Source organism: Gloeocapsa sp. PCC 7428, from assembly GCF_000317555.1.
Classification (GTDB): Bacteria; Cyanobacteriota; Cyanobacteriia; order Cyanobacteriales; family Chroococcidiopsidaceae; genus Chroogloeocystis.
This window is the reverse complement of the sequence record NC_019745.1, coordinates 4,765,458-4,780,431: the sequence shown is the minus strand read 5'-3', so window position 1 is coordinate 4,780,431 and position 14,974 is coordinate 4,765,458. Positions and strand designations below refer to the sequence as shown.

Sequence of the window (14,974 nt, the reverse complement as noted above, 5' to 3'; positions counted from 1 at the left end):
AACTAGTAAAGCTACCGCAGTTGCAAAGTTATTTATATTAGCTATGTAACTGAATGCCACGAATTGAGTAATCTAGTAACTCCATTGGATGCATCACCGCTATCTTTTTGCTCTGTTGTTGCATATGTTTGGTAATTTGTAGCGTACAACCAGGATTCGCCGAAGCAACCAACTCTGCACCTGTATTTAAGAGATTTTGGACTTTCTGCTTACCTAATTCGTCAGCAACTTCGGGTTGTAGCATATTGTATACGCCTGCACTTCCACAGCATAATGCTGCATCAAGAGGTTCTCTCAGTTGTACCCCAGGAATTTGTCGAAGTAACTGGCGTGGTTGGATACTAATTTTTTGCCCGTGTAGTAAGTGACACGCATCTTGATAAACCAAAGTGAGTGGTTTTTCGGCTAGAGGTGAAAGTTTTGCTGTTAAACTAACGCTAGCAAGAAACTCTTGGGCATCTTTAACGTTTGCGGCAAAATCTTTAGCTTTATCGTGGTATTCTTGATCGTCTTGCAGTAAATGACCATACTCTTTTAACGTATGACCGCAGCCAGCGGCGTTAATAATTACTGCATCTACGCCGGTATCAGCGAAGCTATCAATCATTTGTCGCGCTAGGGCTTTAGCTTGTTCTTCTTGCCCTTGATGATGCGGTAATGCAGCGCAACAGCCTTGTGTTTTGGGGATAACCACTTCACAGCCGTTTGCCGTTAAGACTCTGACAGTCGCTTCGTTAACTGGGGAGAAAAATAGTCGCTGTACGCAGCCTAAAATCATCCCCACGCGATAACGTTTCTCTCCTTGGGCAGGAATAATCGTAGGTAGTTTGTCTTGAAATGAACTAATGGTAATTTTGGGTAATATCGATTCCATCGCGGCGAGGCGAGGCGAAAAGCGTTGCAGTAACTTTGTTGTACGAACGATGTTTTGTACGCCTGATTTTTGGTAGAGAAATAGAGGGGCAAGTAAAAATCGCAAACGATTGGGATAGGGAAATAGTGAGAAAATGAGTTGACGATACAAGCGATCGCCTAAAGATCGCGGATAGTTGCGTTCAACTTGAGGACGTGTTGCCGAAATTAATTTGTCGTATTGTACGCCGGAAGGACACGTTGTGACACACGCCAGACATCCTAAACACGAGTCAAAATGCTGTACTGTCGCTTTACTCAGCGGAATTTCGCCTTCATTGACTGCATCCATTAAATAAATACGTCCGCGTGGCGAATCCATTTCTTTGCCAATAACGCGGTAGCTTGGACACGTTGATAAACAAAATCCACAATGAACGCACGTATCAATTAACTTCGGATCGGGCGGATGTTGCGCGTCAAAGCCAGTTATTTGACTTAAACTAGCAGGTATTGCATCTTTTGAAGAATCTGAAGTTTGCATTATATTCTTGTTTCCTCAAAAATTAATTCCAAATTTCTGCAAAATCTAAAATAAATTCTGGTAATATTTCTCCTCCTGAAAGTGTTTGCGGAGATGTTATTGTTTCTACGTCTTGATTTTGTTTATATATTTCTACTTGTTGATTTTGCGGATCAATTAACCAACCTAAAGCCATACCATTTTCGAGGTATTCTTGCATCTTAGCGCGTAATTCTTTGAGGCTATCTGATTCCGATCGTAGTTCGATAATAAAATCTGGGCAGAGGGGAGGAAACTTTTTTTTAGCTTCATCACGCAGCGATCGCCAGCGTTCTAATTTTATCCACGCAGCATCTGGAGAGCGATCGCCACCTAAGGGTAATTTGAATTCAGTTGAAGAATCAAAGACAACTCCTAGTTTTTTCTTTTTATTCCAAACAACTAATTGACTAATAATATCTGCATTCTTTCTTCCTGTTTCTCCTCCAGTAGGTGGTATAATAATCAGTTGACCTGATGAATTTCTTTCTAATTTTAAATCAGGATGTTTTCGGCATAATTCATAATATTGGTCGTCAGTTAAAGATAGAAAAGGTTTTAGATCTAATATAAAGCTACTCATCTTTAAATAACCACGAAGGAAAAGAAGAATTAAAATCAAATTCCTCTAACAAAACGGGATGGACTTAAGATATTATTTGGATCGAACTGGTGTTTAATCTGCTGCATCATTTCTAAAGCATTACCTTGGTATCCCCAAACATCAATTTTTTCTTTTAGTGCTGGTGGGGCGGCTAGAATTGAAAGAAAACCTCCTTGCGACTGACAGAAATCTCGCATTTGCAAAATATTTTGCTTATCCACATCAGCATCAAACCGCAATAAACCTAAACCACTACTTGTGTGAATTAAACCCATTTGCGGATCGAAATGTGTAAGCGTTGCGACAGCGTTTGTTGGTAATACCCCTATTTTGCAGGTAATTTCAGTCGGTTTGGTAGGCGATCGCATTTGTTGTTGCAATTTCTGCCATAACTCAGCCTCATCATCTGTATAAACTGCGCCTTGTAAATTCAGCTGTTGTCCTAATTCTAAAAGTGATGCAGCTTGCTGTTTAACGCTGGCGCTGAGGCTTTGAAACCGCACAACCAAGCCTAAGCCTTGACCTAGATCTAAATTTATGACTAATTGCTGTGAAAGTAAATCTGATGCGACTGGAGTTAAAGCTGATGCGCGTAAACTTGTGACAGCTTGGGCGATTTTATCTGCATTTCCAGTCAATACGACTGTACCAGAAGCTTCTGGAATGGGATAAACGCGGAATGTGACCGATGTGATGATTCCTAACGTACCGTATGAACCAGTAAACAACTTCATCAAGTCGTAACCAGCAACATTTTTAACAACTCTTCCTCCGGCTTTGGCAATTTTGCCATCCGCACGTATAAAACTAATTCCTAGAAGTTGATCGCGTACTCCTCCGTAACGTTGACGTAACGAACCAGTATCAGCAGTAGCAACAATTCCTCCTAACGTAGCAAATTCAGGTGTAGTGGGATCGAGCGCGAGAAATTGCCCCGCAGTTGCTAAAGTTGTTTGTAAGTCTGCAAAGCGAATTCCTGCTTCGGCTGTTACGGTTAAATCTCCTACAGCGTGTTCAATTAATTGATGAATGCGTTCAGTACTGATGACAACTTGTACCCCTTGTGCTATTCTACCCCAATTAAGCTTAGTTGTACTTCCACAGGGTAAAATTTTCCATTGATTTTGGTAAGCACAGCTAACAACATCTGCAAGTTCTGCTTGCGTTTGAGGATAGACAAGACAAGGATAATTTTCTGTTGCGATCGCCTGTTGTATTTGTTCGCGACGCGTAGCTTCCATAGCATCCCATGCTATGACTCCAGAATTACCAACAATGGTTTCTAATTTTTGGGCGATCGCATTCATAATGCTCAAGTGGATTTAATCAGTATTACTTTTGACGTTGATTTACTTAGATTATGCTTATTTACGCATTCTTATTTACCTTCAATTTAATACTTTACATATAACACTTTGACTATCACAGTGCGTGTCTAGAGGAGATTTTTGTATTTGAGTAGCGTGTGATTTAGAAGAGGTGTTTTCAAGATTCGAGATCCAGGAATTGGTATTCTAAAAGAGGAACACAAAAACTTGTTTGATTCTTTATATCGAGGTAGTAACACTCGTACAATTCCTGGAACTAACTTAGGTATAGCGGTAGTTACATAGAGGCAAAATTAAAATCGCTCCAGTGATTCAAACTTCTTTGCAGCTTCAGATCTTGCAGCTTCTCCGCAAGTGCGAGGAGTGGGAAATATTTTTCCAGGATTTGCTAGTCCTTGTGGATTAAATGCTTGACGGATATACTGCATCGTTTCTAAATCGGTTTCTGTAAACATATCAGGCATATAGCACCGTTTGTCAGCACCTATTCCGTGTTCACCTGAAATGCTTCCACCAACTTTAACGCAAAGCTTGAGAATTTCTCCGCCTAATTCTTCAACTTTTTCTAATGCACCTGGAATGGAATTATTATACAAAATTAAAGGATGCAGATTGCCATCACCGGCATGAAATACGTTAGCAATGCGATAGCCGTATTGTTTACTTAAGTTTTCAATTTCTTGTAAGACAAAAGGTAATTGCGTACGGGGAATCACGCCATCTTGAACATAATAATCTGGGCTAAGATGACCCGCAGCAGCAAAAGCGGCTTTACGACCTTTCCATAATTTTAAGCGGGTTTCTGGGTCGTTTGCTGTCGTAATACTCCGCGCACCATTTTGTTTGCAAATATCAGCAATTCGTTGTTTATTGGCGGCAACTTCTACAGCTAATCCATCGATTTCAACTAATAAAATCGCTTCCGCATCTCTAGGATAACAACCTGTTGCCACGACATCTTCAACAGCATTAATACTCAGGTTATCCATCATTTCCATTCCAGCAGGAATAATTCCGGCGCTGATAATGTCGGATACGGCGGCTCCTGCGGCTTCGACGCTGGTAAAATCTGCTAAGAGAACGCAGATTGATTCGGCAGTTTTGAGGATCTTTAAGGTAATTTCGGTGGCGATTCCTAGCGTACCTTCTGAACCGACAAAAACGCCTGTAAGATCGTATCCAGGCATTTCTGGAACTTGTCCGCCGACTTCAGTAACTGTGCCGTTAGGAAGTACGAGTTTCAATCCGAGAACGTGGTTTGTGGTGACGCCATATTTGAGACAGTGGACGCCACCTGAATTTTCTGCAACATTACCACCAATTGAGCAGATAATTTGACTTGAAGGATCAGGAGCGTAATAAAATCCAGCACCGCTAACGGTTTGCGTTACCCAATTGTTAATAACTCCAGGTTGGACAACAACTTGCTGATTTTCTAAATCTATCTTGAGAATTTGCCGCATCATGGCGGTGACAATCAACACGCAATCTTCAATTGGTAGCGCACCACCCGATAAGCCAGTACCAGAACCGCGTGCGATGAAGGGAATCGAGTTGCGATCGCAGATTTTCACCACCTCCGCAACTTGTTCTGTTGTGCGCGGTAACACAACTACCGCAGGGCGCTGACGATAGCTTGTTAAACCATCACACTCATAGGTAATCAACTCTTCCTTGCGCTGCACTACGCCATTTTTACCAAGAACAGCCTCAAATTGCTTGATAATTGGCTTCCATTTGCTGTGCTGCTGATTTTTAAGAAGCATGGGTGGCTTGTGTTTAACGAAGGGCTTTAAATAATATTCTGACAAGATTTGTTCATATACGAGTAAATCATATCTATCAACTAAGCTAAAAATAGCGTTTCTCAAGTGGTAATCATGGTTGAGCAAACTTTTATCTGTGACGATGACTACTACGTACCAGATGCTAATCAGCTAGTGACTGAAGACGATACACCTGTGGATAATTTCGCCTCTGCTAAACAACAACGCCTACTTGTTAGTTCCCTTTACAGTTCCTTAAAGACACAAACTTTCTTAGCTGAAGCAAATGTCGGTGTTTACTACACTGACTTGCAACCCGCGATTGTCCCCGATGTCTTTCTTAGTTTTGACGTGCAAGTACCACAAAATTGGTGGGATAAGCAAAATCGTTGTTACATGGTGTGGCGTTTTGGAAAACCACCGGAAGTTGCGATTGAGATTGTTTCTAACAAAGAGGGTGATGAACTAGGGAAAAAACTCACAATCTACGAGCATATGCGTGTTAGCTACTATATTGTGTACGATCCAACTGGGCAGTTTGGACAAGTGCTGCGGGTGTATGAACTCCGAGGAATGCGATATTCGGAAATTAGTGAAACTTGGCTCGAACAAGTTGGACTAGGTGTCACAATATGGCAAGGAGAATTTGAAGGTAGGCAAGATACCTGGTTACGCTGGTGCTACCAAGATGGAAGTATTTTACTGACTGGAGATGAACGCGCTGCGCAAGCTGAACAACGCGCTTCACAAGCTGAACAACGCGCCCAACTCTTGGCTGAACAATTGCGGAGGATGGGAATTGAGCCTTCCGATTGAAGTCGGGGCTACATAAGCGAAGTGTGCCTGCGCCCACTTTATGATAGGAGTTTTATGGGAATAACAAATTTGTTAAGCATTCAAGCAAGAGGTTGATTATTCAAAAATGCTTGTACTCGTTGGTAAACTTGTTCTAGCAAATCAGGCGCATCAGCATTGAACCATTCAATCTGAGGATAGGCGCGAAACCAGGTACGCTGTCGCTTAGCAAATTGTCGTGTATGCAAAACGGTTAATTCTTTTGCTGCATCGAGGGTAATTTCACCAGTAAGATACTGTTTGATCTCGTGATATCCCAAAGTATTTAACAAAGGTAAGTCAGTACCGTATTTATCACAAAGGTATTCCACTTCAGCGACTAAGCCGTTTGCAATCATTTGTTCAGTACGTTGCGTAATGCGATCGCGCAAACTCTCTCCACGACAATCTAAGCCAATCTGTAAAATTGGATAATCTGGTGGGTTTTCTCCTTGTTGTTGTGAAATCGGACGCCCTGTAACATAAAAGACTTCTAATGCGCGTAGTGTTCTGACTGCATCATTCGGGTGAATTTTCTGCGCTGCAACCGCATCAACTTGTTGCAAAATACTGTATAGTTGCGTTTGACCGAGCGATTCTAACTGCGATCGCAACTCGATATGCGGCGCGACTCTAGGAATCTTCAACCCCTGTACCACTGCACGAATATACAACCCAGTACCACCAACTAACAGCGGAATTTGCCCTTGTTGCTGAAATTGAGCGATTAAAGTCTGTGCTTGGGCTTGGTAATCTGCAACGGTGAGGATTTCGGTAGGTGCGCAGATATCAATTAAATAATGCGGTACTAAGTTTTGTTCCGCAACTGATGGCTTGGCTGTGCCAATGTTGAATTCGCGGTATACTTGGCGCGAGTCGGCGCTGAGAATGACAGCGTTGAGTTTGGTAGCAAGCGCGATCGCAAGTCCTGATTTTCCCGTTGCTGTCGCTCCACAAATTGTCATTAAGCAAGATCGATAAAAATTAGTTGGGTACATCCCCCTGAAAAATTTCCTCTAAAATCCCTCTACAGCCGTCTTGAAGGCTTTTATGCTACAATTTAGGAGTGTTTTTCTATTTTTTGAGTCGGATCGCGGCTCAAACTTTAATTTTCGTGGAGAATACCTTGCATGACTAGCAGTTACAGCGCCGATCAGATTCAAGTTCTGGAAGGTCTGGAACCGGTGCGCAAAAGACCGGGTATGTACATTGGCTCCACTGGTCCGCGAGGACTCCATCATCTAGTTTACGAGGTTGTAGACAATTCGATTGATGAAGCTTTGGCGGGATACTGCACGCATGTGGAGGTGGACTTAAATGCGGATGGTTCAGTAACCGTTACAGATGATGGTCGAGGCATTCCCACAGATACACACCCCCAAACTGGCAAATCAGCACTAGAAACTGTAATGACAGTATTACACGCCGGAGGTAAATTTGGTGGCGGTGGGTACAAAGTTTCTGGAGGATTGCACGGAGTTGGGATTTCGGTTGTTAATGCCTTATCAGAATGGATTGAAGTTACAGTATGGCGTGACAAGCACGTTCACGTTCAACGCTTCGAGCGTGGCATACCAGTGACAGAACTGCAAGTAAAACCGAGCAAAGAAGCAAAAACCGGAACTTCTGTCACGTTTCAACCGGATGCCACAATTTTTACAACAGGAACCGAGTTTGATTACATCACACTAGCTGGACGTTTGCGCGAACTAGCATACTTAAACGCTGGTGTCAAGATTACATTTAGCGATCGCCGCTTAGAACTCCTCAAAAGCAGCGAACCGAAAGTCGAGACATACGAGTATAAAGGTGGAATTAAAGAATATGTCGCGTACATGAACCGTGAAAAGCAACCCTTACACGAAGAAATCATCTTTGTGCAGGGAGAACGCAACAATGTTCAAGTAGAAGTTGCTTTACAGTGGTCCGTTGATGCTTATACCGATAATATATTAGGCTTTGCTAACAACATTCGTACGGTTGATGGTGGAACGCACTTAGAAGGATTAAAAGCTGTACTGACGCGGACACTCAATGCGATCGCGCGCAAGCGGAATAAAATTAAAGACAACGAACCGAATCTTAGTGGCGAACACGTTCGCGAAGGTTTAACAGGAGTTATCTCGGTTAAAGTCCCCGATCCTGAATTTGAAGGACAAACGAAAACGAAACTCGGAAATACCGAAGTTCGCGGTATTGTTGACTCGCTTGTAGGCGAAGTTCTCACTGAGTACCTTGATTTTCATCCTAATGTCGCTGACTCGGTTTTAGACAAAGCGATTCAAGCGTTTAAAGCCGCAGAAGCTGCGCGTCACGCACGCGAATTAGTACGACGTAAGTCAGTATTAGAATCATCGCCGTTACCTGGCAAATTAGCCGATTGCAGTTCTAGAGACGCGAGTGAATCAGAAATCTTCATCGTTGAAGGAGATTCAGCGGGTGGAAGTGCCAAACAAGGACGCGATCGCCGCTTCCAAGCCATCCTACCCTTACGCGGTAAAATCCTCAACATTGAGAAAACCGACGACGCCAAAATCTACAAAAACACCGAAATTCAAGCCTTAATTACCGCCCTTGGATTAGGTGTCAAAGGTGAGGAGTTTGATGCTTCGCAGTTGCGCTACCACCGGATTGTAATTATGACTGACGCAGACGTAGACGGCGCGCACATCCGCACCTTATTACTCACGTTCTTCTACCGCTATCAACGCGAACTGATCGATCAAGGCTATATTTATATTGCCTGTCCGCCACTATTTAAAGTCGAACGCGGGCGCAGTCACTACTACTGCTATAGCGATCGCGAACTCCAAAATCTTATTCAGCACGAGTTCCCTGATAATGCTAATTATACAATTCAACGTTTCAAAGGTTTAGGCGAAATGATGCCCGACCAACTCTGGGAAACAACAATGAACCCAGAAACGCGCACAATGAAACAAGTGGAGATTGAAGATGCTGCGGAAGCCGATCGCATTTTCACAATCTTGATGGGCGATCGCGTTGCACCTCGGCGTGAATTTATCGAAACCTACGGTTCGCGCCTGAATCTTACTGAACTCGACATTTAAGCCCTGCGACTGAAGTCGGGGCTAAACAAACGAAGTGTGCCTGCGCACACTAAAATAATATTTTTATGAACAAGTCCACCTTCGTGGGCTTTGTTTGTTTAGCTGCGAATTTATTCGCTTAAGTTACAGCATTTTTTCGAGAAATTGTTTCGCGCGATCACACTGCGGATTATTGAAAAACTCCTTCGGGGTTGCATCTTCAGCTAAACGCCCTTCATCTAGAAATAAGATTCGGTGTGCGACTTCTCTCGCAAAGCCCATTTCATGCGTCACAATCGCCATTGTAATGCCAGTTTGCGTTAAATCTTTCATCACCTCTAACACTTCTTTCACCATTTCGGGATCGAGTGCAGAAGTAGGTTCATCAAACAGCATCACCTGCGGTTTCATTGCTAAAGATCGCGCGATCGCTACGCGTTGTTTTTGTCCTCCAGATAGTTTAGAAGGATAAACATCAGCTTTTTCTGCCAACCCTACTTTAGTTAGCAAATCCATTGCTTCTTGCCGCGCTACTGCTTTATCGACGTGCTTAACGTTGATAGGCGCATACGTCACATTATCTAGCACCGTCATATGTGGAAACAAATGAAAGTGCTGAAACACCATTCCCACATTTTGCCGAATTTTCATGATGTCGCATTTGCGCGATGTAATATCGACACCATCGATGTAAATTTTCCCTGATGTTGGTATTTCTAACAAATTCATGCAGCGCAAGAAAGTTGATTTTCCGGAACCGCTTGGACCAATAATTGCAACAACTTCGCCTTTATTAACTTTAGTAGAAATTCCGCGTAAAACTTTAAGATTGCCAAAGGATTTGTGTAAATCTTCAACATCAACCGCAACATCAACTGCTACGTTGTAATCTTCTTTCAAGCGCATAGCCCCCCCAAGTTAAACTCATCACCATTAAGTAGTAAATAACGCCAGCCACGATCAGCGGTTCAAAGTAAATATACCTTTCTGCACCAACAATTTGAGCGCGACGCAATAGATCTGCTACACCAATTGTAGAAACTAAAGCTGAATCTTTAAGTAACGCAATACTTTCATTCACCAACGCAGGCAAAATATTTTTAATTGCCTGAGGTAAGATAATATCTAACATCATTGGTCGGTAAGGAACACCTAAAGAAAGTGCCGCTTCGCGTTGTCCTTTATCAACTGCAAGAATACCACCGCGAATTGTTTCAGAAATATATGCACCCGAATTAAGGGTAAATGTAATCACCCCAGCTAATAATGCGGGAATATTGTAGCCGGTGATTTGGGGCGTGGCGTAGTAAACTAAAGCAATTTGCAATAGTAATGGTGTCCCGCGAAAAATTGATGTGTAAGCTGTTGCAAACCAAACTAACGGTTTAAAAGTCGAGATTTTAAACAGGGAAAGAATTGTTCCCCAAATAAACCCAAAAACTGCGGATAAGGCAGTGAACTGTAAAGTGACTAAAATACCGCGTAGAATAAAGGGAATACTCGGCGCGATTTGTGCAAAAGAAAACCCCCCATCATTTGCAGTTGCTGTCGTTGCGGGTTCGCCGCCAAACCACTTGTTAACTAACTTCTCAATTTCTCCACTACTTTGCATTTGTTGCAAAACGCGGTTGAAGTCTGCAACTAAAGGAGAACCTTTAGGAAATGCGATCGCCGAACCGCCTTCGCCTGCATCAATTGTGTTAAATTCTAAATCGGGATTATTTGCAACAAAGCCTGTGGCGATCGTATCTTCAATAATTGCCGCATCAACACGCCTTGCTTTGACTTCTTGAATAATCTCACCCGTGCGATTGAGGGGAACGATTGTGACATCTTTAAATTCTTTCGCCGCAGTTTCTTGAATTGAACCAAGTTGAACGCCGACTCTTTTTCCTGCTAAATCTTCAGGTTGCTGAAAGTTGCTACCCTTAAGCGCAACAATCGTGTTTTTTGCTTCGTAATAAATATCAGAAAAGTCTACATTCTGTCGGCGTTCGGCTGTAGGTGTCATCCCCGCCATCGCAAAATCAGCACGTTGCGATTGTAAGGCTGGTATTATACCACTAAAGTCTGTATCTTGAATTTTTAATTCAAATCCTAGCTCGCGGGCAATATAATTTGCAATATCAATATCGAAGCCAATAATTTCATTTCCCTGCGCTGTATCTCTAAATTCATAGGGTGGGTAATCAGCAGATGTTACCATCACCAAAGTGCGCCCAGCGTATTGTGATTGAGCAGCAATTTTGTTATTTATACCATCACCGACAACGATAATTAAAGCAACGATTGCTGCAAGCGAAATCGAAAATAATAGCCTAAGTTTTTTCATTGCAAGTAGATTAATAAAGCAGCAATTTGTCTGCTCATGCGTAGATGCTACTAACAGATACCTAAAAAGTTATAGAATTATAACTATGCAAATTGTATTTTTATTAACATTTTTTCACTAAAATAAATCGCTTAATGATGCTCAGAGCAATTTAGGAATAAAGATACTCATGAGCATGAGTAGTAAGTCACATTGGACACGCCGTCAAGCATTATCATTATTCACAGGCTTTGCAGGAAGTTTGGCGCTACACGCGTGTACTCAACAACAATCAGGAACGCTGTCTAATACATCATCTACGACAAACCAAGTTCCGGCGACATCAGGAAGTACGCTGTGGATTGGTTACACGCCGTTGTACATTGCTTTAGAAAAAGGCTTTTTTCAGGAAAACGGTTTAAACCTCGATTTTAGAGATTTTAGTTCAGCTACCGATGCGATGGCGGCTTTTGGTGCAGGGCGTCTTGACAGTCAAGCGCTGGTGACATCCGAAGCTGTGTCGCTTTCAGCCAAGGGAGTAGACTATCGCATTATTATGGCAGCGGATAACTCGCTAGGCGGTGATGGAATTTTAGCGCGCAATAGTATTACCAGTATTGCTGACTTTAAAGGCAAAGAAGTCGCTGTCGAAGTTGGCGGAGTGAGTCATTTCTTCTTACTCCAAGTTTTGAAAGAAGCAGGCTTGAGTGGTGATGATGTTAGACTCACAAACGTTACACCCGATGCAGCAGCAGCGGCCTATCAAGCAGGAAGAACTGAGATTGCAGTAACATATTCGCCATTCTTACAAAAAGCAGATCAAGCGCAGCAAGACGGCAGAATTATTTACGATACTTCTAAAATGCCAACCGCGATTGTTGACGTGTATTTATTCGGGACGAGGTTTATCGAAGCACATCCCAACGCAGTCACAGGTTTCATTCGCGGAATTTTGCAGGCGCGCGAATTTATGGAAACAAACCGCGATGAAGCACTAGCGATCGCTGGTAAACGTTTGCAACTCACACCGCAAGAAGTTGAAGAACAACTCAAAGGCGTCAGACTCATCGATTTACCAACGAACTTAGAAATGCTCGGTAATCCACAAAGTGATATATATTTACTCAATCACATGAACGACTTGTCACAATTTCTCGTTTCTCAGAAACAAATTCCCCAAGCCCCAGATTTAACTAATACCCTAGAACCAAGGTTTTTGCGAGAAGTGCAAGCATAAACAACATACGCTTCACTTAACTGCTACGGGATGCAAAGTGGCAATAAAATCAGTATGGAAAATACGCGCACCTGTTTGTAAATATTCCATTGCTGTTAAAGCCGCCCAATGTGCATCCCAATCTGAACCAGCGCAACAATCTTCTATAACATGAAAGTGATAGTCGCGTTGATGCGCATCAACTGCGGTGTAATGAACGCAAACATTTGTCATCATCCCCATTAACACAACAGTATCAACCTTCAACCCACGTAGGAGAATTTCTAAATCTGTTCCAAAAAAGCAACTGTAACGTCTTTTAGCAATAGCAAACTCACCATCAATCGGTGCGAGTTCCCAATAGTAGTTGGTGCTAGCCCAAGTTTCTAAACAATGCACAGGTTCAGCACCATCTAATTCTCTACCAAAGTCTACCATTTCTTTACGATGGACTTCTTGAAAGTGAACGATTGGTATTTTGGCTTCTCGCGCTGCTGCTAAAACTTTTTTCGCTTTGGGAAGAACTTCTAATGCGCCAACGTGCGGTAGATTTCCTTCACCAGTAAATACGCCCGTTTGCATATCGACGCAAATTAATGCTGTTTTTGATTGATTTAGTTGCTTCATAGTATTTGAGAAGAAAGTCATCACTTAGCTACGCGTTTGATCTGCCCAAGGTGTTAAAGCTTTAGAAAGTAATTTCAAGCTGTAATCAATGAGTAAACCGATAACTCCAATGATGGCGATCGCAAATAAAACTTTGTCAGTTTGTAAGAAACGCTGCGATTGTACAATGCGATGTCCTAAGCCATTTTGCGAAGCAATTAATTCAGCAATAACTAAATAATTCCACGCTCCAGAAATATTAACACGCAATGTATCTAAAACACTCGGAAACGTTGCAGGAATGATCACGCGAAATAACACTTCTCGGCGATTAGAACCTAAAGTATAAGCAACATTAAGCATTTCATCCGGAATAAATTTCACCGCATCCGCAACCATCATTGCATTATAAAGAACAACTCCGAGAAAAATAATGAGAACTTTTGCCGCTTCACCTAAACCAACCCAAATAATAATTAAAGGCACAAATGCCACAACCGGCATATAACGAACTGTACCAACAATTGGACTAAATAAGCTTTCCATGCTATAAAAAGTTCCCATTAAAATTCCAATAGGTACACCGACGAACGCAGCCACAAGAAACCCCGCCGCAACGCGCAAACTACTTGCAATAATATCTAAGTGTAAATCTTCTTCGGTAAACATCCGAATTCCGGCATCAATTACCGCTGTAGGTGTTGGCAGAAAGACAGGAGTTGTTAATCCGCTGTAACTAATTAATGCCCATAATAATAATGGTAAAGCTAAGGCGATCGCTGATAGCAAAAGACGCAACCATTGCGGAAATCCTTGACGCAAACTCCAAAACGTCGAAGGTGGAAGATACCTTTTGCGGGAGTGAGGAAATACTTGAGTCATTACAAAATGAAGCTGTGAGCTAAATTAATAAGATTCGAGAAAATTATGCTTGTTATTCAACCGACAGCATTGTATCTTAATTAACAGTTTATTACTTTGTTATTTGCTTAGATAAAAAGTATTTCCGACTTGCACTGATAAATAAATGTAATGACTCGAATTTCGCTAGAAACTTATACAACACAAGCTGGCGATCGCAGCAAACAACCAAAGTTAGAAGTTAGTCATTTAAGCAAAAGTTTTCCAAGTCAAGGTAAATCGTTCGCAGTTTTACAAAACATTAATTTTCAGTTATACGCAAGCGAGTTTGTTTGTGTTGTCGGGGCTTCTGGTTGCGGTAAATCAACGTTAATTAATATTATTGCCGGATTAATGCAACCGACGTTAGGCGAAGTCAAAGTTGATGGTGAAATTGTGCTTGGTCCAGGACCCGATCGCGGTATGGTATTTCAAAATTACACTTTGTACCCTTGGCTAACTGTCGCTGGTAATATCGGCTTTGGTTCGCGACTGCGATCGCTTCCTCCAAAACAACGCAACGAACGCATCGCTTACTTTTTAGACGTTGTGGGATTAACTCGATTTGCCAAAGCGTATCCTAAGCAATTATCAGGGGGAATGAAACAACGAGTGGCCATCGCGCGTGCTTTAGCGAATGAACCTGATGTATTATTAATGGATGAACCTTTTGGTGCATTAGATGCTCAAACCAAAGAGCAAATGCAGCAATTTTTACTCGATTTGTGGCAACAAACGCGTACGACAATTTGGATGATTACGCACGATGTTGAAGAAGCTGTCTTTTTATCGCAGCGTGTTTTTGTGATGAGTGCGCATCCAGGAGAAATCAAACAAGAAATCGTTGTCAATTTACCGCAAAATCGCGATGTTGAAATGAAGTTAACTTCGGAATTCACCACAATCAAACGCGAAGTAATGCACTGTTTGCGCAATTGTTAAAAA

Annotated in this window: 14 protein-coding genes; 5 read left to right on the top strand and 9 right to left on the bottom strand. The window is 42.2% G+C overall.

Annotated features, from left to right (window positions below):
• Nucleotides 1–37: 37 nt before the first annotated feature.
• Genes GLO7428_RS21015 through GLO7428_RS21005 form a run of 3 tightly spaced genes read right to left on the bottom strand, consistent with a single transcriptional unit; the run spans nt 38 to nt 3,325 of the window.
• Nucleotides 38–1,396, bottom strand: a complete 1,359-nt coding sequence (locus GLO7428_RS21015; RefSeq protein WP_015190601.1) for a (Fe-S)-binding protein — start codon at nt 1,394–1,396, stop codon at nt 38–40.
• Between the two features lie 22 nt (nt 1,397–1,418).
• Complete coding sequence (locus GLO7428_RS21010; RefSeq protein WP_015190600.1) at nt 1,419–1,997, bottom strand: Uma2 family endonuclease; 579 nt, start codon at nt 1,995–1,997, stop codon at nt 1,419–1,421.
• Nucleotides 1,998–2,032: 35 nt separating this feature from the next.
• The gene (locus GLO7428_RS21005; RefSeq protein ID WP_015190599.1) at nt 2,033–3,325 is read right to left on the bottom strand and encodes an FAD-binding oxidoreductase; all 1,293 of its coding nucleotides are present in this window, start codon (nt 3,323–3,325) and stop codon (nt 2,033–2,035) included.
• Between the two features lie 183 nt (nt 3,326–3,508).
• Here GLO7428_RS21005 and GLO7428_RS29805 point away from each other — a divergent pair, with 183 nt between their 5' ends.
• The gene (locus tag GLO7428_RS29805; RefSeq protein WP_081588116.1) at nt 3,509–3,631 is read left to right on the top strand and encodes a sensor histidine kinase; all 123 of its coding nucleotides are present in this window, start codon (nt 3,509–3,511) and stop codon (nt 3,629–3,631) included.
• An 8-nt stretch (nt 3,632–3,639) separates the two neighbouring features.
• Here GLO7428_RS29805 and glcD read toward each other — a convergent pair whose 3' ends face one another.
• Nucleotides 3,640–5,112, bottom strand: a complete 1,473-nt coding sequence (glcD, locus tag GLO7428_RS21000; protein ID WP_015190598.1) for a glycolate oxidase subunit GlcD — start codon at nt 5,110–5,112, stop codon at nt 3,640–3,642.
• A 114-nt stretch (nt 5,113–5,226) separates the two neighbouring features.
• Here glcD and GLO7428_RS20995 point away from each other — a divergent pair, with 114 nt between their 5' ends.
• Entirely contained in the window at nt 5,227–5,928 is a 702-nt protein-coding gene (locus GLO7428_RS20995; protein ID WP_015190597.1) for a Uma2 family endonuclease, read from the top strand.
• Between the two features lie 80 nt (nt 5,929–6,008).
• On the opposite strand, the gene miaA is transcribed toward GLO7428_RS20995, so the two are convergent.
• Nucleotides 6,009–6,944, bottom strand: coding sequence for a tRNA (adenosine(37)-N6)-dimethylallyltransferase MiaA (gene miaA / locus GLO7428_RS20990; protein WP_041918713.1), 936 nt, complete (start codon nt 6,942–6,944; stop codon nt 6,009–6,011).
• 132 nt (nt 6,945–7,076) lie between these two features.
• Here miaA and gyrB point away from each other — a divergent pair, with 132 nt between their 5' ends.
• Nucleotides 7,077–9,017 carry a DNA topoisomerase (ATP-hydrolyzing) subunit B gene (gene gyrB, locus GLO7428_RS20985; protein WP_015190595.1) on the top strand — a complete coding sequence of 647 codons (1,941 nt, stop codon included), beginning with the start codon at nt 7,077–7,079 and terminating at the stop codon, nt 9,015–9,017.
• Between the two features lie 123 nt (nt 9,018–9,140).
• On the opposite strand, the gene GLO7428_RS20980 is transcribed toward gyrB, so the two are convergent.
• Both GLO7428_RS20980 and GLO7428_RS20975 read right to left on the bottom strand, forming a co-directional pair.
• Nucleotides 9,141–9,902 carry an amino acid ABC transporter ATP-binding protein gene (locus tag GLO7428_RS20980; RefSeq protein WP_015190594.1) on the bottom strand — a complete coding sequence of 254 codons (762 nt, stop codon included), beginning with the start codon at nt 9,900–9,902 and terminating at the stop codon, nt 9,141–9,143.
• Nucleotides 9,868–11,328 carry an ABC transporter substrate-binding protein/permease gene (locus GLO7428_RS20975; RefSeq protein ID WP_015190593.1) on the bottom strand — a complete coding sequence of 487 codons (1,461 nt, stop codon included), beginning with the start codon at nt 11,326–11,328 and terminating at the stop codon, nt 9,868–9,870. The genes GLO7428_RS20980 and GLO7428_RS20975 overlap by 35 nt, the downstream gene beginning before the upstream one ends.
• 175 nt (nt 11,329–11,503) lie before the next feature.
• Between GLO7428_RS20975 and GLO7428_RS20970 the strand changes: the two genes are divergently transcribed.
• Entirely contained in the window at nt 11,504–12,544 is a 1,041-nt protein-coding gene (locus GLO7428_RS20970) for an ABC transporter substrate-binding protein (protein WP_155823825.1), read from the top strand.
• 12 nt (nt 12,545–12,556) lie between these two features.
• Here the strand turns inward: GLO7428_RS20970 and GLO7428_RS20965 are convergent, their stop codons facing one another.
• Both GLO7428_RS20965 and GLO7428_RS20960 read right to left on the bottom strand, forming a co-directional pair.
• A complete protein-coding gene (locus GLO7428_RS20965; protein ID WP_015190591.1) occupies nt 12,557–13,150 on the bottom strand; it encodes a cysteine hydrolase family protein in 594 nt (197 codons plus the stop codon).
• Nucleotides 13,151–13,174: 24 nt separating this feature from the next.
• On the bottom strand, nt 13,175–14,011 hold the full coding sequence (locus GLO7428_RS20960) for an ABC transporter permease (RefSeq protein ID WP_015190590.1): 837 nt from the start codon (nt 14,009–14,011) through the stop codon (nt 13,175–13,177).
• A 150-nt stretch (nt 14,012–14,161) separates the two neighbouring features.
• Here GLO7428_RS20960 and GLO7428_RS20955 point away from each other — a divergent pair, with 150 nt between their 5' ends.
• The gene (locus GLO7428_RS20955) at nt 14,162–14,971 is read left to right on the top strand and encodes an ABC transporter ATP-binding protein (protein WP_015190589.1); all 810 of its coding nucleotides are present in this window, start codon (nt 14,162–14,164) and stop codon (nt 14,969–14,971) included.
• Nucleotides 14,972–14,974: the final 3 nt, after the last annotated feature.

Excerpts from the sequence above, each read along its gene's own strand:
- GLO7428_RS21005 (WP_015190599.1), bottom strand. The coding sequence starts at position 3,325 with ATGAATGCGATCGCCCAAAAATTAGAAACCATTGTTGGTAATTCTGGA.
- GLO7428_RS20965 (WP_015190591.1), bottom strand. The coding sequence starts at position 13,150 with ATGAAGCAACTAAATCAATCAAAAACAGCATTAATTTGCGTCGATATG.
- GLO7428_RS20960 (WP_015190590.1), bottom strand. The coding sequence starts at position 14,011 with ATGACTCAAGTATTTCCTCACTCCCGCAAAAGGTATCTTCCACCTTCG.
- miaA (WP_041918713.1), bottom strand. The coding sequence starts at position 6,944 with ATGTACCCAACTAATTTTTATCGATCTTGCTTAATGACAATTTGTGGA.
- GLO7428_RS21010 (WP_015190600.1), bottom strand. The coding sequence starts at position 1,997 with ATGAGTAGCTTTATATTAGATCTAAAACCTTTTCTATCTTTAACTGAC.
- glcD (WP_015190598.1), bottom strand. The coding sequence starts at position 5,112 with ATGCTTCTTAAAAATCAGCAGCACAGCAAATGGAAGCCAATTATCAAG.
- GLO7428_RS20980 (WP_015190594.1), bottom strand. The coding sequence starts at position 9,902 with ATGCGCTTGAAAGAAGATTACAACGTAGCAGTTGATGTTGCGGTTGAT.
- GLO7428_RS20995 (WP_015190597.1), top strand. The coding sequence starts at position 5,227 with ATGGTTGAGCAAACTTTTATCTGTGACGATGACTACTACGTACCAGAT.
- GLO7428_RS21015 (WP_015190601.1), bottom strand. The coding sequence starts at position 1,396 with ATGCAAACTTCAGATTCTTCAAAAGATGCAATACCTGCTAGTTTAAGT.
- GLO7428_RS20970 (WP_155823825.1), top strand. The coding sequence starts at position 11,504 with ATGAGTAGTAAGTCACATTGGACACGCCGTCAAGCATTATCATTATTC.
- GLO7428_RS20975 (WP_015190593.1), bottom strand. The coding sequence starts at position 11,328 with ATGAAAAAACTTAGGCTATTATTTTCGATTTCGCTTGCAGCAATCGTT.
- gyrB (WP_015190595.1), top strand. The coding sequence starts at position 7,077 with ATGACTAGCAGTTACAGCGCCGATCAGATTCAAGTTCTGGAAGGTCTG.
- GLO7428_RS20955 (WP_015190589.1), top strand. The coding sequence starts at position 14,162 with ATGACTCGAATTTCGCTAGAAACTTATACAACACAAGCTGGCGATCGC.